General features: G+C 74.4%; 16 protein-coding genes and 1 pseudogene. 4 read left to right on the top strand and 13 right to left on the bottom strand.

Going from position 1 to position 18,734, the window contains the following annotated elements:
* Positions 1 to 40: 40 nt before the first annotated feature.
* From ABZ495_RS26700 to ABZ495_RS26690, 3 genes are all read right to left on the bottom strand, one after another.
* Positions 41 to 1,072, bottom strand: coding sequence for a beta-ketoacyl-ACP synthase III (locus tag ABZ495_RS26700; protein WP_359838466.1), 1,032 nt, complete (start codon positions 1,070 to 1,072; stop codon positions 41 to 43).
* A complete protein-coding gene (locus ABZ495_RS26695) occupies positions 1,069 to 2,019 on the bottom strand; it encodes an ACP S-malonyltransferase (protein WP_329487498.1) in 951 nt (316 codons plus the stop codon). Before ABZ495_RS26695 ends, ABZ495_RS26700 begins: the two co-directional genes overlap by 4 nt.
* A gap of 90 nt (positions 2,020 to 2,109) precedes the next feature.
* Positions 2,110 to 3,306, bottom strand: a complete 1,197-nt coding sequence (locus tag ABZ495_RS26690) for a helix-turn-helix domain-containing protein (RefSeq protein ID WP_329492090.1) — start codon at positions 3,304 to 3,306, stop codon at positions 2,110 to 2,112.
* A 297-nt stretch (positions 3,307 to 3,603) separates the two neighbouring features.
* Here ABZ495_RS26690 and ABZ495_RS26685 point away from each other — a divergent pair, with 297 nt between their 5' ends.
* A complete protein-coding gene (locus ABZ495_RS26685; RefSeq protein WP_359802923.1) occupies positions 3,604 to 4,380 on the top strand; it encodes a pirin family protein in 777 nt (258 codons plus the stop codon).
* 41 nt (positions 4,381 to 4,421) lie between these two features.
* Here the strand turns inward: ABZ495_RS26685 and ABZ495_RS26680 are convergent, their stop codons facing one another.
* Positions 4,422 to 5,255 carry a serine hydrolase domain-containing protein gene (locus ABZ495_RS26680; protein WP_329487495.1) on the bottom strand — a complete coding sequence of 278 codons (834 nt, stop codon included), beginning with the start codon at positions 5,253 to 5,255 and terminating at the stop codon, positions 4,422 to 4,424.
* A gap of 120 nt (positions 5,256 to 5,375) precedes the next feature.
* On the opposite strand from ABZ495_RS26680, the gene ABZ495_RS26675 reads away from it, so the two are divergent.
* Positions 5,376 to 5,885 (top strand): MerR family transcriptional regulator, encoded by a 510-nt coding sequence (locus ABZ495_RS26675; protein ID WP_359802922.1) that lies wholly within the window; start codon positions 5,376 to 5,378, stop codon positions 5,883 to 5,885.
* Between the two features lie 50 nt (positions 5,886 to 5,935).
* Here ABZ495_RS26675 and ABZ495_RS26670 read toward each other — a convergent pair whose 3' ends face one another.
* Positions 5,936 to 6,514, bottom strand: a complete 579-nt coding sequence (locus tag ABZ495_RS26670; protein WP_352289733.1) for a TIGR03086 family metal-binding protein — start codon at positions 6,512 to 6,514, stop codon at positions 5,936 to 5,938.
* Positions 6,515 to 6,615: 101 nt separating this feature from the next.
* Here ABZ495_RS26670 and ABZ495_RS26665 point away from each other — a divergent pair, with 101 nt between their 5' ends.
* Positions 6,616 to 7,587, top strand: a complete 972-nt coding sequence (locus ABZ495_RS26665) for a YafY family protein (RefSeq protein ID WP_329487491.1) — start codon at positions 6,616 to 6,618, stop codon at positions 7,585 to 7,587.
* A gap of 22 nt (positions 7,588 to 7,609) precedes the next feature.
* On the opposite strand, the gene ABZ495_RS26660 is transcribed toward ABZ495_RS26665, so the two are convergent.
* The 8 genes from ABZ495_RS26660 to ABZ495_RS26625 all read right to left on the bottom strand — a co-directional run bounded on the left by ABZ495_RS26660 (position 7,610) and on the right by ABZ495_RS26625 (position 18,416).
* Complete coding sequence (locus ABZ495_RS26660; RefSeq protein ID WP_359838464.1) at positions 7,610 to 8,767, bottom strand: alpha/beta hydrolase; 1,158 nt, start codon at positions 8,765 to 8,767, stop codon at positions 7,610 to 7,612.
* 211 nt (positions 8,768 to 8,978) lie between these two features.
* Positions 8,979 to 9,326, bottom strand: a complete 348-nt coding sequence (locus ABZ495_RS26655; RefSeq protein ID WP_329487489.1) for an MmcQ/YjbR family DNA-binding protein — start codon at positions 9,324 to 9,326, stop codon at positions 8,979 to 8,981.
* A gap of 72 nt (positions 9,327 to 9,398) precedes the next feature.
* Positions 9,399 to 11,690 carry a Dyp-type peroxidase gene (locus ABZ495_RS26650; RefSeq protein ID WP_359838462.1) on the bottom strand — a complete coding sequence of 764 codons (2,292 nt, stop codon included), beginning with the start codon at positions 11,688 to 11,690 and terminating at the stop codon, positions 9,399 to 9,401.
* 36 nt (positions 11,691 to 11,726) lie between these two features.
* On the bottom strand, positions 11,727 to 13,676 hold the full coding sequence (locus ABZ495_RS26645) for a galactose oxidase-like domain-containing protein (RefSeq protein WP_359838461.1): 1,950 nt from the start codon (positions 13,674 to 13,676) through the stop codon (positions 11,727 to 11,729).
* 220 nt (positions 13,677 to 13,896) lie between these two features.
* On the bottom strand, positions 13,897 to 15,123 hold the full coding sequence (locus ABZ495_RS26640) for an acyltransferase (protein ID WP_359838459.1): 1,227 nt from the start codon (positions 15,121 to 15,123) through the stop codon (positions 13,897 to 13,899).
* A 28-nt stretch (positions 15,124 to 15,151) separates the two neighbouring features.
* Entirely contained in the window at positions 15,152 to 16,300 is a 1,149-nt protein-coding gene (locus ABZ495_RS26635; protein WP_359838457.1) for an alpha/beta hydrolase, read from the bottom strand.
* A gap of 143 nt (positions 16,301 to 16,443) precedes the next feature.
* The gene (locus ABZ495_RS26630) at positions 16,444 to 17,118 is read right to left on the bottom strand and encodes a response regulator transcription factor (protein ID WP_359838455.1); all 675 of its coding nucleotides are present in this window, start codon (positions 17,116 to 17,118) and stop codon (positions 16,444 to 16,446) included.
* A complete protein-coding gene (locus tag ABZ495_RS26625; RefSeq protein WP_359838453.1) occupies positions 17,115 to 18,416 on the bottom strand; it encodes a sensor histidine kinase in 1,302 nt (433 codons plus the stop codon). Before ABZ495_RS26625 ends, ABZ495_RS26630 begins: the two co-directional genes overlap by 4 nt.
* Positions 18,417 to 18,604: 188 nt before the next feature.
* Here ABZ495_RS26625 and ABZ495_RS26620 point away from each other — a divergent pair.
* A pseudogene (locus tag ABZ495_RS26620) lies at positions 18,605 to 18,734 on the top strand (IS5/IS1182 family transposase); the annotation flags it as partial.

Genomic DNA, 18,734 nt, shown 5'->3' with positions numbered 1-18,734 from the left:
GACGGACGCAGGCTTGTGGATGGGTTGGGGCGAAAGTTGCCTAGGGGAGCGTAACGACTGCTGCCGCGTAGACCAGACCCGCCCCGAACCCGATGATCAGCGCGAGGTCCCCGCTGCGGGCCTCACCGCTTTCCAGCATGCGTTCCATCGCCAGCGGGATGGAGGCCGCGGAGGTGTTGCCGGTCTCGGTGATGTCGCGTGCGACGGGCACCGATTCGGGCAGCTTCAGCGCCTTGATCATGGCATCGGTGATGCGCATGTTGGCCTGGTGGGGGATGAACGCGCCCAGCTGGTCGGCCGTGATCCCGGCGGCGTCGAGCGCCTGCTGGGCCACCTTGGCCATCTCCCAGACCGCCCAGCGGAAGACCGACTGGCCCTCCATGCGCAGGGCCGGCCACTTGATCTCCTCGCCGGCGCCGTTGACGGCGTCCTCCTTGGCGAAGGCGGTGTCCCAGGCCTGGGTCTGCGAGATGACGTCCTTCTGGGAGCCGTCCGAGCCCCAGATGACCTTGCCGATTCCGGGCGTGTCGGACGGGCCGACGATCGCGGCTCCGGCGCCGTCACCGAAGATGAAGGCGGTCGAGCGGTCCGACTGGTCGGTCAGGTCGCTGAGCCGCTCCACGCCGATCACCAGCACGTACCCGGCGCTGCCGCCGCGGATCATGCCGTCGGCCAGGCCCAGGCCGTAGCCGAAGCCGGCGCAGGCGGCCGAGATGTCGAAGGCCGGGGCGGTGCCGCAGCCCAGCCGCTCGGCGATCTCGGTGGCGATCGCGGGGGTCTGCTTGAGGTGCGAGACGGTGGCGACGATCACGCCGCCGATCTGCTCGGGGCTGATCCCGGCCTGCGCGATGGCCTTGCCGGCGGCCTGCACCGACATCTCGGCGACGCTCTCCTCCGGGCCGGCCCAGCGCCGCTCGGCGATCCCGCTGCGGGTGCGGATCCACTCGTCCGAGGAGTCGATCCAGTTCAGGACCTCGGAGTTGGGGATCACCCGGACCGGGCGGTAGCCGCCGACGCCGTGGATGCGCGAGTAGCGGGCACCGGTGACGGGCTTGATCTGGGGCTGGCTCATGCCTTGTTCTCCTGATCCTGACCGCCGTGCTCCGCGACGAGGTCACGGGCCTTGTCCAGATCGGCGGGGGTCTTGAGGGCAAGCGTCGCCACACCCTTGAGGTTGCGCTTGACCAGTCCGGTGAGGGTACCCGCAGGCGCGAGCTCGATGACCGCGGTCGCGCCCAGCCGCTGCAGGGTCTCCATGCAGAGGTCCCAGCGGACCGGGTTGGAGACCTGCGAGACCAGCCGGTCCAGCACCTCGGTGCCGTCCGTCACGACCTCGCCGTCCCGGTTGGACACGTAGGTGACCTCCGGGTTCGCGACCGTCAGGGTCGGGGCGAGCTTCGCCAGCCGCTCGACACCGGGCGCCATGTGCTCGGTGTGGAACGCGCCGGCGACCTTGAGCCCGATCAGCCGGGAGACCGGCGGCGGGTCGGCCTTCAGGGCCTCCAGCTGGGCCAGCGTGCCGGCCGCGACGATCTGGCCCCCGCCGTTGTTGTTGGCCGGGGTCAGGCCGTGCTCCGCCAGCTTGGCGGCGACGACCTCGGGGTCGCCGCCGAGCACGGCGAGCATGCCGGTCTCGGTGGCGGCGGCGGCCTCGGCCATCGCCAGGCTGCGTTCGCGGACGAAGGTCAGCGCGTCGTGGGCGGACAGCACCCCGGCGCCGGCGGCGGCGGTGATCTCACCGACGCTGTGACCGGCCACGGCACCGACCAGCGCACGGGCGCGGTCCTCGTCCGGGAACAGCGCGCGGGCGGTCACCAGACCGGCCGCGACCAGCAGCGGCTGGGCGACGGCGGTGTCCTTGATCTCCTCGGCGGACGCCTCTGTGCCGGCGTGCACCAGGTCGAGCCCGGCGACCTCCGACCAGCCGCGCAGGCGGTCGGCGACGCCGTCGAGCTCCAGCCAGGGGCTGAGGAAACCGGGGGACTGGGCACCCTGTCCAGGGGCGACGATTACGAGCACGGTTCAACCCTCTCTCGCCAGGCGCCCGGGGGCGGGTAGGCGACGGTAACGAAGAAAAGCATCCGGGATTGTCAGTTCCCTACATCGGGGTCAACTCTGCTCCCCGGCTGCGGCGAGTCGGCCCAGCGCCAGTGCGATACGCAGCGTGAAGGCCGAACGTACGTCGGAGGGAGCGTAGCCCGTGACGTCTGTCACACGTCGGAGCCGGTAGCGCACCGTGTTGGGGTGGACGAAGAGCATCCGGGCGGCTCCCTCCAGGGAGGAGGCCTGCTCCAGGTAGACACTCAAGGTCTCCAGCAGTGCCGAACCGGCCTCGTCGAGCGGTGTGTAGATCTCCTCCACCAGCTGACGGCGCGCCGCCTGGTCGCCGGCGAGCGCCCGTTCGGGCAGCAGGTCGTCGGCCAGGGCCGGGCGCGGGGCGTCGGGCCAGGCGGCGCAGGCCCGCAGGCCGGCCGCGGCGGCGTGCGCCGAGCGGGTCGCCGACAGCAGGTCGGGCACGGTCGGACCGACCACCACCGGCCCCGGCGCGAACTGGCCGATCAGCGCCCGGGCCGCGTGCACCGGCTCCTTCTCGCCACCGACCACCACCACCAGGCGCTTGCCCAGCACCCCGGTCAGGACGTGCAGCTTGGCGTAGCGGGCGGCCCGGCGGATCGCCTCGACCACCAGCTCGCTGTCGCCGTCCGGCGCGCTGCCCATGACCACCCGGACCTGGCTCGGCTGGCCCCAGCCGAGCGCGGCGGCCCGCGACAGCACGCCCTCGTCCGCGTCGCCGGACAGCAGCGAGTTGACGACCAGCGCCTCCAGCCGGGCGTCCCAGGCCCCGCGAGCCTCGGCGGCCTGGGCGTACACCTGGGCGGTCGCGAAGGCGATCTCCCGGGCGTAGACCAGGACGGACTCGCGCATGTCCGCCTCGTCGCCGGGCGAGGCCACCTCCTCGATGGCCTCCTCCATCACCTCGATGGTGGTGCGGATCAGCTCGACGGTCTGGCGCAGCGTGATCGCCCGGGTCAGCTCGCGCGGCGCGGTGCCGAAGACGTCGGTGGAGATCGCCTGCGGGGCGTCGGGGTGGCGGTACCACTCGGTGAAGGCGGCGATGCCGGCCTGGGCGACCAGGCCGATCCAGGAGCGGTGCTCCGGCGGCATCCGCCGGTACCAGCCGAGCTGGTCGTCCATCCGCGCGATCGCGGCGGTGGCCAGCTTGCCCGAGGACTTCTCCAGCCGCTTCAGCGTCGCGACCCGCCGTTCGGCCCGGTCGGCCGCGAGTCTGCGCTCCTGCGCGGTCAGGCGTGGCGCCGCCCGCCCGGGCCGGTCCCGCCCGGAGCCGGGCGTCGGGCTCTTCCCGTTCTTGTCGGGCTTGGCGGTCGGATCGTTCTTGGAGTTCGCGGAGGCGGCTGGCACAAGGACAAGACTGCCTCACCGGAGTGACTGCTCGTGCACAGCCCCCGGCGGAGCGGCACGACGGCGGGCGTCGCGCGCCGCGGCCGCGCCGGCCCCGCCCCGGCCACCGGGCCCGCCGGGGAGCGCCGCCGCCGGGGCCGCGGTGCCCGCGGACCGGCCGCGGACCACGCTACGGTGAAGCCCGTGACCGACGCCCCCGCCCGCCCCCGCGCCGACCTGCGCCGCACCGCCGAGCGCTACCGCTCCACCCCGGCCGAGGGCATCGAGACCAGACACGCGTTCTCCTTCTCGGGCCACTACGACCCGAAGAACACGCACTTCGGCGCGCTGCTCGCCTGCAACGAGGAACTGCTCGCCCCCGGGGCGGGGTTCGAGGAGCACAAGCACCGGGACACCGAGATCCTCACCTGGGTCCTGGAGGGCGCGCTGGCCCACCGGGACTCCCGGGGCCACAGCGGGGTGGTCCGCCCCGGGATGCTCCAGTACCTCGGCGCGGGCTCCGGCGTCAGCCACACCGAGCGCAACGTCGGCGGCGCCGACGGGCCGGTCCGCTTCGTCCAGATGTGGCTCCAGCCGGACGTCTTCGACGCGCCCCCGGCGTACGGGCTGCGCCGGGTGGAACCGGCGGACGGCGGGTTGACGCTGCTCGCCTCCGGGCTGGCACGGGACGCCGGGACGGACGCCCTGCGGCTGCGCCGCGGCGACGCCGCGCTCTGGCTGGTGACCGCCGACCCCTGGCAGCCGCTGCCCGCGCTCCCGCCCGCCGCCTGGCGGTACGCCCACCTGACGGCCGGCTCGCTGGGCTTCAGGACGGTACCGGGACCGCAGGGCGGCGGCCGCTCGATGGTGCCCGGCGACAGCGTGCGGATCACCGGCGAGGCCTTCGCCGACCCGACGGCGGGCCAGGACGGCGCCGCTCTGCTGCTCTGGGAGATGCACTCGCCGGTCTCGTACGGCTGAGGGCGGCCCGGTCGGCGCGCCGCCGACCGGGCCCGCCGGGCTCAGCCGCGCAGCTCGGCCAGCACCGCGTCGCCGAGCGCCGGCCAGACCTCGGCGGCCCACGGCCCGAAGTCCCGGTCGGTGAGCGCGACGCAGGCCACGCCGGCTTCCGGGTCCACCCAGAGGAAGGTGCCGGACTGGCCGAAGTGGCCGAAGGTGGCGGGGGAGTTGGCGGTGCCCGTCCAGTGCGGCGCCTTGCCGTCCCGGATCTCGAAACCGAGGCCCCAGTCGTTCGGCCGGCGGTGGCCGAAGCCCGGCAGCACGCCGCTCGTCCCGGGGAAGGCGACCTCGCGGGTGGCCGCGCGCAGGGTGGACGGGTCCAGCAGCTTGGGCGACTGCAGCTCGGCCGCGAACAGCGAGAGGTCCGCCACCGTGGAGAGGCCGCCGGCGCCGGCCGGAGACTTGTGCGCGGTGTTGATCAGCGTGGAGTGCATCCCGAGCGGTTCGAACACGGCCTCGGCGGCGTAGCGGCCGAACTCGATGCCCGAGGCCTCCTGGAGGGTCCGCGCCAGTACGTCGAACCCGGCGTTGGAGTAGAGCCGGCGGTTGCCCGGCGCGGCCATCACCCGGTGCTCGTCGAAGGCCAGCCCGGAGGTGTGCGCCAGCAGGTGGCGGACGGTCGAGCCGGCCGGCCCGGCCGGGTCGTCCAGCTCGAAGACGCCCTCCTCGACCGCGACCAGCACCGCGTACGAGGTGAGCAGCTTGGTCACCGACGCGAGCGGGAACAGGTGCTGCCGCGGGCCGTGCCCGCCCAGGACCGCGCCGTCCGCGCCCCGCACCACCGCCGCCGCGGCGTTGGGCACCGGCCAGGTCTCGATCATCCGCAAGCTCTCCATGGCGCCGACTCTAACGGGCGGCCGACGGCGGGTGCCGGGTCACCCGGGTGGCAGGCTTGCCTGGAGTGCACTCCAACTCACTAGCGTCGTCGTCATCGTTCACCACTGGGGGTACCGATCATGGCCACACTCGCACCGGTCGCCGTCGACCTGCGGACCTGCTCCGAGGTGTTCAGCACACCGGTCGGCGAGCCGAACCGGACTCCTCGGCACACGATCAGCGAGGTGGCGGCGGCCAGCGGACTGACCGCCCACACCCTGCGCTGGTACGAGCGGATCGGCCTGCTCGACCCGGTCGACCGCTCCGCCTCCGGCCAGCGCCGCTACTGCGACGCCGACCTGCACCGGCTGGCCTTCCTCGGCCGGCTCCGGCTGACCGGCATGACGGTCGCCGACATGCTCCGGTACGTGGAGCTGGCCCGCCGCGGCGAGCGGACCCTGGAGGACCGGCGCGGGCTGCTGCTCGCCCACCGCGAGGAGGTCCGGCAGCGGATCGCCGACCTGCACGCCACCCTCGCCGTCATCGACTACAAGATCGACCTGTACGCCGGAATGATCGCCGACCGCGGCGCCGCCGCGGACGCCCCGGACCCGGCGGACGGCCCGCGGGGGAGGAAGCGGAGCGCCTGACCCGCCCCTGCCCGCCGGCCGGCCGCGAACCGCCCGCCCGGTGCGGGGGTTCAGACCGCGCGGCCCGTCCAGGCGGCCAGCCGGGTGTAGGTGTCGGCGCCGTCCGGCACGGGCTGCACGGCGGCGAACGGCACCGGGCCGCCGCGGTACTCGGGCGACAGCACGGCCTCGGCGACCGCCAGCGCGGTCAGCGCCAACCGCTCGTCCAGGGCGAGCCGGCTGCCGAGCGCTTGGGCGATGTCCCAGGAGTGGGTGACCGTCTCCATCACGTAGCCGCCCAGCGCGGCCCGGCCGGGCACCTCGCCCCAGGGGGCGACGGCGGGGCGGTCCAGCTTCGCGTCGTCCGCCCAGGCGGCGACGGCCCGGGCGCGGGCCCGGTCGAGGGCGGCCGGCCAGGCGTCGTCGGCCAGCTCGCCGGTGGCCGCCACGACGTCCTCCGCCCGGCCGCCCTCGCCGATGTAGGCGAGCCGGTGCACGCCGCCGACCACGTGGCTGAGCAGCTGTCGCAGGTCGTACTCGGGGCACGGGGTGGGGCGGTCCAGCGCCTCCGGGGTCACCTCGGCGATCAGCTTCTCCAGCTGGCCGAGCGCGAGCAGGTACTGCGGGCGGGGGTCCTGGGTGGTGTCCATCGGTGATCGGCTCCGTCGAGTGGAAGGGGTTTCGGCTCTCGGGAGGCAATCTCCCGGTAAAACCTGACAACTGCCGTCAGGGTTTCTGGAACCCTCGTGCCATGAAGGCCGACCGCCTGCTCTCGATCCTGCTGTTGCTCCAGACCCGCGGCCTGGTGTCCGCCACCGAACTGGCCGAGCGCCTGGAGGTGTCGGTCCGCACCATCTACCGCGACGTCGAGGCGCTCTCGTCGGCCGGCGTCCCGGTGTACACCGAGCGGGGCCGGCACGGCGGGATCGCCCTGCTGCCCGGGTACCGCACCGACGTCAGCGGCCTGACCGCCGACGAGGCCCGGGCGCTGTTCGTGCTCTCCGCCCAGGGCGCGCACAGCGATCTCGGGCTGGACGGCGCGCTCGGCTCCGCGCTGCGCAAGGTGATGGCCGCGCTGCCCGCCCCGCACCGCCCGGCCGCCGAGCGGATCAGCGAGCGGATCCTGGTGGACCCGGCCCGTTGGCTCCAGGCCGGCGCACCCGCCGGGCCCGACCTCGGCGAGCTGCAGTACGCCGTCTTCGCCGACCGCCGGCTGCGGCTGCGCTACCGGCACAGCGGCGCGCCGGCCCCGGCCGAGTACACCGTCGACCCCTACGGCCTGGTGAGCAAGGCCGCCGTCTGGTACCTGGTGGCCGATCTGCGCGGTGAGCCCCGGCTGTTCCGGGCCGACCGGGTGCTGGCGGCCGAGGCCACCGAGGAGCCGGTGCGCCGGCGCCCGGGGCTGGGGCTCGGCGAGGTGTGGGCGGTGCTGCGCGAGCAGGTGGAGCGGCTGCCGAAGGAGGTGCTGGTGAAGGTCCGGGTGCGGCGCGGGCGGCTGGACCTGTTCGTCCGGATCCACGGCAGCCGGCTCACCGCGCCGCCGCCGGAGTCGGGCGCGGGCGCCCCGGACGAGTGGGTCGAGCTGGCGATGGGCTTCCCGGCGCTGCCGGCCGTCCGCGCGCTGCTCTCCTTCGGGCCGGACGCCGAGGTGCTCGCGCCGCCGGCCGCCCGGCGGGAGCTGGCCCGGGCCGCCGTCGAGGCGGTCCGGCTCTACCAGGAGTGACCGGGGTGGGGCCGAGCGGCCGTCAGGCCTCGGGAGCGGGCCGGACCACGTCCTCGTAGTGGCCGAGCGAGATGGCCGCGAAGTTGTGCAGGCTGTCGGTGCCCTCGGTGAAGTAGCCGTTGTGGCCGGAGGAGCGGGCCGAGGAGATCTGCTCGGCGCCGAACTCGGCCGAGGTCGGGTCGGCGCCGTGGCCGAGCCCGCCGACCTCCAGGTACGGCACGTTGCCGATCCAGTCGCTGCCGTTGCGGGTGGCCCAGACGTGTACGCCGGCGCCCAGTTCGGAAGTGCTCTGCACGCCCATGCCCGGGCTGCCGAACACCATCAGGTCGGTGATCCCGGAGGTGTCGGACGGCGAGGCGGCCGCCCGGGGGATCTCGGGGGCGGCGGTGCCGCAGACCACCGAGCCGTAGGAGTGGCAGAGCAGCGACGGCGGCGCGTCGGGCCGGGTGGTCTCCTTGAGGCCGGCGAGCAGCCGCTCCAGCCGGGGCGCGCCGACATCGGCGAGCCGGGAGGTGACGGCGTCCGGGCCGAGGCCGGAGGGCGTGACGTAGCCGGTCCAGGCGATCACCGCGGTCCGGGTGCCGGGCGACTGCCGCCGCTCCTCGGCATACAGCGCGCGGGCCATCCCGGCGGGGGAGCGCAGCGGGTCGGCGGCCTGGTCGAAGTGGCCGAGGTCGGCGTCGGAGCCGGGCACGAGGACGGAGATCCGGTCGGCGTCGGTGAGGTCCCCCCAGACCTCGCTGACCAGGCCGCGGCCGCGCGGGTCGAAGGCGAGCACCTGGCGCTCGGGGGCGAGCAGATGCTCGACGTCGTTGGCGCGGGAGACGGCGAGCGCGCGCAGGTCGGAGTCGAGGGTCCGGTCGGCGGCGCGGGCCCGGGCGCGGTCCCGCTCGGCGGTGAGGGCGATCCGGTTGGCGCGGAAGCGCAGCTCGACCGGGGCGCCGTCGAAGTTGCCGACGACCAGCGGGTAGTCCTGGATCAGCCGGTCCAGCTCGGTGGGCGCCAGCGAGGCGAAGAAGTCGGCGGCGGCGGCCGGCGTGGTGAGGGCCGGATCGGGCAGGGTGCGGTCGAAGGAGTGGTCCTCGACCCAGGCGGCGCTGCCGGCCGGGGGGGTGGAGATCGCCAACTGCTCGGTGGACGCGGCGGCCTGGGCCGCGGCGGCGCCGGCGTCGGCCAGCACGGCGCATCCAGCGAAGGCACCGATCAGTACACGCTTCCACCGCCGACGGCGCATCGCCTCAACTCCCTAGGGGCCCGTGACCGTTCTGCGGGCGGGGCCCGGAGGTGGTACGACTGCCAACTTCCCTGGGTAAGCGTAGGGGGCGTGGCGCGGTGTCGGGCCCGCTCAAACTGTGGGATGGATCACATGAACCGGCGGTGTCCTTTCGGCGTCACCGGTCCTGCGCCGCGTCGAACTCCCTGACCATGCGCTTGGGAGCGGTGCGGCGCCAGGCCTCGGTGAGCAGCTCGCGCAGCTCCTCCGGGTCGACCAGGTCGAGCCGGACACCGACCCAGCCGTGCCGCCCGACGTACGGGGGGTAGGAGAACACCTCGGGCGCGGCGGCGAGCAGCTCGCTCTGGTCCTCCGGGGAGGCCTTGACGCTGACGCCGGTGCCGTCCGGCGAGCCCATCGCGAAGATCTTCGTGCGGACCCGCAGGGTCTCGATCTCCCAGGTCGGCTGCTGCACGGCCTCCGGCAGGGCGAGCGCCATCGCGCGGAACTCATCGAACGTCACCATGGCGGCAGCGTAGGGCAGTGGACCGACACCGCGCCCCCGGCACGCGTCACGGGCGGGGGCGCGGTGACCGGCTCAGACCAGGGAGGCCCAGCCGTCGCACGAGCGGTCGTCGGCGATCTTGCGGTCCGGGTGGCCGCTGCCGTCGGCCACCGAGATCTTGCGGTAGTTCTCGCCGTGGAACACCCAGTACTCGCTGCGGCCGCCGACCCGCTGGACATCGGGCACCGGCAGGAAGCAGTCCACCTCGGTGATGCCGTCCAGCGAACTCCACCGCGAGAGTTCACGGTCGGTGCGCTCGCAGAGGTCGGTGTGCGCGGCGCCGTCCGCCACCGAGATCAGCCGGTACCGCTGGCGGCCGCCGGTGGTGTGGAACGCCCAGTACCAGCTCTTGCCGCCGACCCGCTGCTGGTCGGGCACCGGGAGGAAGCAGTCCATCCGCTCGACGCCGACGAGCGAGTTCCAGGCCGAGAGGCCGCGGTCCGGGCGCTCCAGGGCGTCGGTGTACGTCCCGCCGCCGCAGGTGATCGAGACGGACCGGTACTGCTGGCGGCCGCCGGTGGTGTGGAACACCCAGTACCAGCTCTTGCCGGCCGGGTTCTGCAGATCGGCCATCGGCAGGACGCAGTCGATCCGCTCGACCCCCCGCAGGCAGGGCCAGGTGGTCAGCGCGGCGTCGCGCTCGACCGGGTGGTCGGTGTGCGCGGCGCCGTCCTCGACCGCGATCCGGCGGCACTGCGGGCCGTGGAACGCCCAGAACTGGCTCCGGCCGCCCTTGCGCCACTGGTCCGGGACGGCGACGAAGTCGTCGCACGGGTAGCCCCTGTCCTGCCGCGAGGAGGTCTGGCCGCCCTGTCGGCCCTGCGACTGCCCGGTGAGCCGCCCCTCGGCGAGCGCCTTGAGGGTGCTGATGGACGGCGCGAAGGCGTACACCGAGCCCTGGGTCTGCACGAACTGCTGGAAGTGCAGCGGGGTGTGCTTGATCGCGCCGTCCGGGCCGCGGCTCTCGAAGTCGACGTCGTCGGCCTCGGTGATCACCGGGTCCTTGCCGGGGACGGGGTTGCGGCCGGGCGGGAAGTCCGGCTGGTCGATCCAGTCGGCCTGGATGAACTCGAACTGCCGGGCGATGTCGGCCTGGTAGCAGACGAAGAGCAGGCCGCGCGGGTCGTCGGGCCCGCCGGGGCCCTCGGAGGCCGGGTCGAACGGGAACCCGTAGGGCGCGCCGCGCCGCATGATCCGCCGGCCGTCGAGCTCCTTGGCGTCGAACGGCGGCCGGCTCGGGTCGGGGGCCTGCAGCCCGGCCCGCGGGCTGGACTTGCGCAGGTGCGAGAAGAGCGGGGTGACCAGGCCCTCCAGGTCGTCCCGGAAGTCGAAGTCGTTGTCCGAGGACGCCTTCGGGTCGTTCGGGACGTCGCGGTCCTGGTGCTTGCAGACCGGCGCCCCGGAGCGCCAGCGGCCCACCAGCCGGGCGGCCAGCCACTCGGCGGTGGCGGTGTCCGGGACGGCCTTGGCCTGCTTGAGCTCCTTCAGCTTGACCGAGACCTGCGACCACCAGCCGGGGACGTCCTGGGAGAGCCGGCGGACGACCTGGAAGGAGCCGTCTCGGGCCCACGCGGGGAAGTCGGTGAAGCTGCCGGGGGCGGGCTGCTCGCCGACGACGAACTCGCCGGCCGGAATGATCCGGGTGCCCGGGTGGCCCTCGACCTCCTCCTCGTTCGCCGGGTTCGGCGGGTCGAAGAAGCGGACGCCGGGCTCGCTGATGCCGTCCTTGAAGCCGAAGTGCTCCTTGCCGCGGCGGCTGCCGAGCAGGGTCTTGGCGTTCTGCTGGAAGATGGTGACGATCTTCGCCTCGGCGGCCGCCTCGCGCTGGGCGGTGACGGTGGCGGTGAGGTCCTGCTCGGTGTCCGAGGCGATCGTCAGCACGGCGTGCACCTGCTGGTTCCTGCCGTTGCCGAAGAGCCAGTTCTCCGGGGAGTTGTCGCCGGTGTCACCGAGCGCGCCGGCCCGCTTGGCCGAGCCCTCCTTGAACGCCTCCAGGCCGCTGCCGACCGGCGGGGCCTGTTCGAACGGGTCGGTGGCGGAGAGCTGGCGCATGCCCTCGTAGGTGAGGCTGAGGCCCAGCCAGGTGGCCTTGAGGGTCTTGGGGTCGTCGCCGCCCGAGCTCTTGCGGGCCTCGCTGAACGCCGCGTTGAACTCGGCGACCTGCCGGGTGGTGGCGATCTGCGGGGCGAGCGCGCGCAGCCAGTCGCGGGCCCTGGCGGCGTCCTCGAACTTCAGGAACAGCAGGGTGACGTTGTCCTTCTTGAAGCCGGCGACGATGTCGCCCTGGATCTCCTCGCTCCGGCGCAGTCTCAGATCCGTTGCCATGGGGTTCCTCCGTGGGGTGGGTGGGGGAGGCCGGGATCAGGCCGGGGAACCGAGCTGCACCCACTGCGCGACGCTGGGCACGCCCTTGTCGTTGAGCAGGAAGAGCATGTACCAGCCGGGGGGCGCGGCCTTGGCGTCCGGCGGCGCCTGGAACTCCAGCCGGTTGCCGGCCCGGCTGCTGAGCCGCAGTTCGATCTGGCGCTGGCTGGTGTTGACCGAGTGGGTGGCGGTGGTCGGCGCCAGCAGGACGGCCTTGGCGGCCCGTTCCGGGGTCGAGGTGGTGACCAGGAACTTCTTGTCGTAGCCGACCGGGGAGGTGGGCCCCCGGTCGAGCGAGGGGCGGTCGGCCTGGTGCAGGTAGGCGGGCTCGTAGATCTCGATGGTGCCGTTCATGGTGACGGGTCCGGTCGTGCCGGGGATGCCGCTCACCGTGCCGTCGATGTCCGGGTTGTTGGCGATCTGCTGCAGCTCGTCGCCGGTCACCATGACCCGTCCGTCGGGCAGCACGACGGCGTTGGAGTGGTAGCCGCGCGGCAGCCGCTGGACCGGGCCGAGCTTCCAGTTGCCCTGGTCGTCGCGGAGTTCGACCTGGCGGTACTTGAGGTCGGCGTTCGGGTTGTAGGGGCCGTTGCCGTAGTCCCGGATGTCGTAGGCGCCGTTGACGGTCATCAGCTTGCCGTCGGGCAGCAGGATGGTGTCGTCCTGGGTGCGGCCGAAGGCGCGGGACTTCTCGGCGGTCCAACTGCCTTTGGAGAAGCGCAGGGTGCTCGGGTTGTCGCGGTCCCCGCCGAGGACGAGGGCGGAGTCCGGGCCGTTGACGCCGCCGGGCAGCATGACGGCCGAGCCGTAGTTGCGCTTGCGGCCGTCCGGGCGGGCGGTCAGGTCGCTGCGGGTCTCGTTGACCGGGTCGAACTTCCACTGCTCGGCGGCCTGGCGGCCGAAGCCGTAGATGTTGCCGTCGTTGAGCGAGAACAGGTGCGGGTAGTCCAGGGTGAACGGCGCGTCCGCCTTGAACCGGTCCACCGGGGTGTTCCTCGGCGTCTCGGTCTTCAGGTGCGGCACCGGGTGGCCCTTGGCGGGGAAGCGCTCGACGACCGGGGTCGGGGTGCCCCAGCCGAGCTCGGACTGGCCGGACATGATCAGCTGCCGGCCGTCGGCGCCGGTGACCACCGAGGGGTACCAGCGGCCGACCGACATGTCGGGGTTGCGGGTCCAGGTCTCGGTCCACGGGTCGAAGATCAGCGAGAGCTTGGCGCCGGTGCCGCCGTTGCCGCCCAGGTTGCCGCCGAAGACGCCCAGCATGCCGTTGGGCAGGTAGGAGTGCCCGGCGCAGAAGAACGGCGCCGGGCGCTCCTGGCCGAGGCCGTCCGGCATGTCGACGACCGGCGGCGTGACCTGCTTGAAGGCGGCGGTGCCGGTGCCCTTGGCCGGGTCCCAGAGGAAGGCCCGGCCGGCGTTCTCCCGGCCGATGGTCTGGGTGGGGGCCGGCTCCTTCTCCGGGTTGGTCTCGATCCGTTCGAAGGAGAACAGCAGCACCTTGCCGGTCGGCAGCAGGGCGATGTGGTCGCCGAAGTCGGGGGAGGGGAAGTACGCCTTGAACGCGCCGAAGGTCGCCGGGTCGAAGCCGGCGTTGGCGGCGGTCTGGGAGTCCGTCAGCGCCTTCAGCCGGTTGGTCCGGGTGGTTTGCGGGTAGTCGCCGACGCCGCGGACGGCCGCGCGCATCCGGGCGTGCTCCTCGGCGTGCTCCGGGCCGAGCGCGGCGACCTCGTCGTCGCGCATCTCGGCCAGCACCCGGGGCGCGGTGATGTGAGGGGCGGTGTCGGCCGGGACCGCGGCCTCGTCGTGGCCGCCGCCGTGGGCGAGGACCAGGGCGACGGCGGGGGTGGCGGCGGTCAGGACGGTGCCGGTGGTCAGCGCGCAGACGACGGCGGTGGCGACGGCGGCGAGCCGGCGGCCGGATCTCGGCCGTGGTCGGGACAGGGACATGGGACTCCTCGGAAGGGGGTGTGGGGGAGAAGCCGGCGGGTGCGGACGGCCCGGCCGTGGGCGGGCGGGGGCGACCGATCGTCGCCGACCGTCACAGGACATCACAGTGCGTGTCGGTTCGCATGCGGATCCATCCCCCGGCCGGGTGCGTGTCGCCGACGGACGGGGCGTGGGCCCGTGCGGCTCACGTCCCGTCAGTTCCCCGGCTGCGCCGACCGGCTCACACCACGCCCAGCGCGTACGCGGCGAACAGCGCCGCGGCGGCGCCGGCCACCGTCTTCCAGGGGCGGGAGAACGCCGTCCAGGGGCCGTCGAAGCGGCGGGTGAACCACCCGATCGCGACCAGGACGGCGCCGAACAGCGGTAGCAGCGCCACCCGGGCGGCCGCCCAGGCCAGCGAGTCCGGGGCGCCGGTCAGGCCGGGCACGGTGCCCAGGACGGCCGCGCCCGGTACCGCGACGGCCAGCATCGCGCTCTGGTGCCAGCAGAAGATCGTCATCGCCGAGAGGTTGACCGCCACCACCGGCAGCCAGAGCAGCGGGCGGCGCAGAAGCCGGCCGAGCCGCTCGCGCAGCAGCACCGCGGCGCCGATCTGCACCGCCGCCAGCGCCAGGACCAGCAGGGACGGCGGGTGCGAGTTGGTCCGCCCGGCGCTGGGCACGCCGACCATGCTGGCGGGGTAGTGGAAGACCAGCAGCAGCGCGGTGAACAGCGCGCCGCCGCCGAGCAGCAGCAGGCGCGCGGCCGGACGGCCGAGCCGCCCGTGGGCCCAGAGCACGCCCAGCTGATAGCCGAAGAGCCAGCCCGGCAGGATGTTCAGCAGCCCGACCCAGGACGGCACCGCGTCCGCCCACGGGCCGTAGCGCAGCAGGTCGACCACCGCGACCACGGCCGCCAGGACGCCCGCCGACCAGCCGCGCAGCCGCCGGGCGGCGGCCACGCAGAGCGGGGTCAGCGCGGTCAGCCCCAGGTAGACGCCGATGTACCAGAGCGGCTGCACCACCAGCACCGAGCCGGTCCGGACGGTGTCGCCGGGGACGCCGAGCCGGCCCAGCAGCGGGATCAGCAGCGCCCAGACCGCCGCCACCCCGAGGACCGGGCGCAGCAGCCGCACCGAGCGGGCCCGCAGCCAGCCGGCGTGGCCGACCCCGCGGGCGCGGGCCCGCTCCAGCGAGCGGACCGAGGAGTGGCCGCCGACCAGGAAGAACACTCCGAGCATCTGGAGCACCCAGCTGGCCGGGGCGAGGAAGCCGAGCGAGCCGAGCGGGCTGGCGTTGTGCAGGGCGCCGTCGGCGGAGAGGGTGAAGCCGCCGAGCAGCCAGTGGCCGACGGGGACGGCGAGCAGGGCGAGGGCGCGCAGCCCGTCCAGGGCGCGGTCGCGGGTCTCGGGGGTGCGGGTGTCGACCTGGTGCGCGGCGCGGCGCAGGGCGGTCAGCGGGTGGGGCATGGCGTTGCTCCTCGGGAGGTGGTGGGGCTCAGCGGCCGAGCGTGAGGGCGGCGTAGGCGGCGAGCGAGGCGGTGCCCGGGGTGAAGTAGCCGGTGTGGCCGTGGGATCCGGTGGCGGGCAGCGGGCGGGCGCCGAACGCGGGACCGGTCGGATCGGCGCCGTGGCCGAGGCCGAGGAGCGAGACGTTGGGCACGTCGCCGATCCAGTCGGAGCCGTTGCGCCGGGTGGCCCAGAGCGGCACCCGGGGGTCGAGGTCGGCGGCCGAGCCGACGCCCATGCCGGGGGAGCCGAGCACCACCAGGGCGGCGGCCTGCTCCGGCCCGGGGCGGGCCAGGCCGCAGACCACCGAGCCGTAGCTGTGGCAGAACACCGTGGCGGGCGCGGCCGGCCGGGTGGTGACGGCGAGCCCGTCCAGCAGCCGGGTGAGCCGCCGGGCGCCGGCCCGGGCGAGGGTCTCGGTGGCGGCGTCCGGGCCGAGGCCGACCGGGGTGGTGTAGCCGGCCCAGGCGATCACGGCGGCCTGCCGGCCGGTGGCCTCGTACAGGGCGCGGGCCATCCCGGCCGGCGTCCCGTACGGGTCGGTGGGCCGGTCGAAGCTCCGCAGGTCGATGTCCGAGCCGGGCACGACGACGGCCGTCCGGGGTGCGGTGGCCAGGTCGCCGAGGACTTCGGCGACCTGGCCGCGTCCGCGCGGGTCGAAGGCGAGGATCCGCCGGTCGCCGTCCAGCAGGGTGCGGTAGCGCTCGGCGCGTTCGCGGGCGGTGGTGCGGTCCTGCGGGGTGAGCGCCGGGTCGGCGGCGCGGGCGAGTTCGCGGCCGCGCTCCTCGGCCAGGGCCAGGGCGTTGGCCCGGTAGCGGAGGTCGACGGGGGCGCCGTCGAGGTTGCCGACCACCAGCGGGTGGCGGACGGCCAGCGCGTCCTGACGGGCGGTCGGCAGTTCGGTGAAGAAGGCGGCCACCGCGGCGGGGGAGGCGGTGGCCGGGTCGGGCAGCCGGAGGCCGAGGGTGGTGTCGGCGACCCAGCCGGCGGTGCCGGGCGGTGGGCCGGTGACCGGGTGCTGGGTGTCGCAGGCCCAGCCCCCGGCGCCCAGTACGGCGGCCAGGGCGACCGCGGCGGCGGCGACCGTGCGGGCGAAGCGCCGGGGTCGGGGTCGGTGCTCGGTGCGAGGCTGCCGCATGTGCGTGTTCTCCCTTGTCCGTCGGGTGTCGACGGAGAGGAAGGTAGAAACGCGGCGGCCCCGCGGACGTCACTCCGCGGGGCCAACTCCCGGGTACTACCCGGGTAGCAGGAGGGGGACGGGACCGGCCGGGGCCGGGCCGTTCACTGACCCGGCGTCACCAGGCCGGACTCGTAGGCCAGGACCACCGCCTGGGCGCGGTCGCGCAGGTCGAGCTTGGCGAGGATCCGGCCGATGTGGGTCTTGACGGTCTGTTCGGCGAGCACCAGGCCGGCGGCGATCTCCTGGTTGGACAGACCGCGGGCGATCAGCTCCAGCACCTCGGTCTCCCGGGGGGTCAGGCCGTTCAGCCGCAGCTTGGGTTCGCGGCGCCGGGCCGGCCTGGTCCGGGCGAAGTCCTCGATCAGCCGGCGGGTGACCGAGGGGGCGAGCAGCGCGTCGCCGGCCGCCACCACCCGCACGGCGGCGATCAGGTCGGCGGGGGGCGCGTCCTTGAGCAGGAAGCCGCTGGCCCCGGCTCGCAGCGCCTCGTACACGTAGTCGTCCACGTCGAAGGTGGTCAGCATCAGCACCTTCGGCCGGTGGGCCCCGGGGACGGCCGGGTCGAGCAGTCGGCGGGCCGCCTCCAGGCCGTCCATCACGGGCATCCGGACGTCCATCAGCACGACGTCGGGGTGGGTGCGGCCGCAGACCTCCAGGGCCTGCGCGCCGTCCGCCGCGTCGCCCACCACGTCGATGTCGCTCTGGACGCCGAGCAGGGCGGCGAAGCCCGCCCGCACCATCGCCTGGTCGTCGACGATGATCACGCGGATGGTCATGCGGTGGGCTCCCGGGGGGTGTCGATCGGCAGGACGGCGGCCACCTTGTAGCCGCCGTCGGGCAGTGGGCCGGTGTCCAGCTTCCCATCCAGCAGCCGCACGCGTTCCCGCATGCCGACCAGCCCGTGACCGGTGCCCTCGGCGGCGGCCTCCAGCGACGCGGCGCGCGCGGGCGGGGCCCCGTTCACCACGGTGACCAGCAGGGCCGGGCCGTCGACGGCCAGCGACACCCAGGCCTCGGCGCCGGGCGCGTGCCGGACGACGTTGGCCAGCGCCTCCTGGACGATCCGGTAGACGGAGAGGTCGACGGCCTGCGGCAGGGCGTCGACCAGCTCCGGGAGCACCGCCAGCTCGGCCGGCACCCCGGCCCGGCCGACCGTCTCGACCAGCTGGGCCAGGTGCGCGATCCCGGGCTGGGGCGCCTTCTCGGTGCCGGACTCCTCGCTGCGCAGCACCCCGAGCAGCCGCCGCATCTCGGACAGCGAGTCGCGGGCGGTGCCGGCGATGGCGCCGAACTCCTCGGCCGCCTCGGGCGGCACGTCGGCGATCCGGTACGGGGCGCTGGCGGCCTGGACGGCGATCACCGACATGTGGTGGGCGACCACGTCGTGCAGCTCGCGGGCGATCCGGGCGCGCTCCTCCAGCAGGGTGCGGCGCTCGCGCTCGGCCTCGCTGATGTGCTCCTGCTCGGCGAGCAGCCGCTGGGCCTCGGCCCGTTCCCGCAGGGCGCCGCCCAGGACCAGGACGGCCCCGGTCAGGGCCACCGCGAGCAGGCTGTTGTCGCTGCCGACGTCCGCGCCGATGCCGAGCAGCGACAGCGCGAGGCTCGTGGCGGTGGTGGCCAGCCAGACGGAGAGCAGGGTGCGGCGCCGTTCGCGCAGCGCGAGCGGCAGCATCAGCAGCAGGTAGCCGACCACGCCGGGGGCCGGCCACGGCCAGGAGGAGGAGGTGTCCCGGCCGGTGGTGAGGATCAGCAGGGAGGTCAGCAGGTCGGCGGCGCCGATCATCCACCAGGCGGGCAGCGGGCGGTTCACGGCGAGCAGCAGCGGCACGGTCTGGGCGATCGAGAGGGCCGCCGCGAGGCCGACGTTGAGGCCGTAGTCGGTGGCCAGGACGTTGGTCGCGCTGGGCAGCAGGGAGCTGATCGCGGCCAGCGCGAGGACGTACGGCAGCCAGCGGACCCAGCGGGCGGCGGCGTGGGCCAGCAGCGGGGTGTGGTCGGTGGACGGGCGGGCGAGCGGGGCGAGCAGACCGGGGAGCAGGCCGCCCCGGGCCGGCCCGGTGGGCGGATCGATCATCCCGTCAGCCTAGGGCGGCCCGTGCCGACGGGCGTCGGACCGGGGACCGGACTCCGCCGTAGTACTCCGGTATGACCCGGTGGCCGCCGGGGCCGCTCCCGGACGGGGTGCTAGGGCCTGTGTGATGTTGTGATCAATCTTCGGGTTCTGCCCCTGCTCCAGGGCAGAACCCGGTAGGAATGTTGGCTGTGACGCGCAGACAACTCACCGACGAGCAGTGGACTTTGATCGAGCCCTATCTGCCGATCGGCAGGTTCGGGCCGTACCCCGAACGGCTTCGTGACCAGTTCGAGGGGGTGATCTGGCGGTTCCGTTCCA

Origin of the sequence: Kitasatospora sp. NPDC005748 (genome assembly GCF_040630735.1) — a bacterium.
Classification (GTDB): domain Bacteria; phylum Actinomycetota; class Actinomycetes; order Streptomycetales; family Streptomycetaceae; genus Kitasatospora.
Note: the sequence above shows the minus strand (reverse complement) of the source record. Positions and strands in the feature narration are given on the sequence as shown.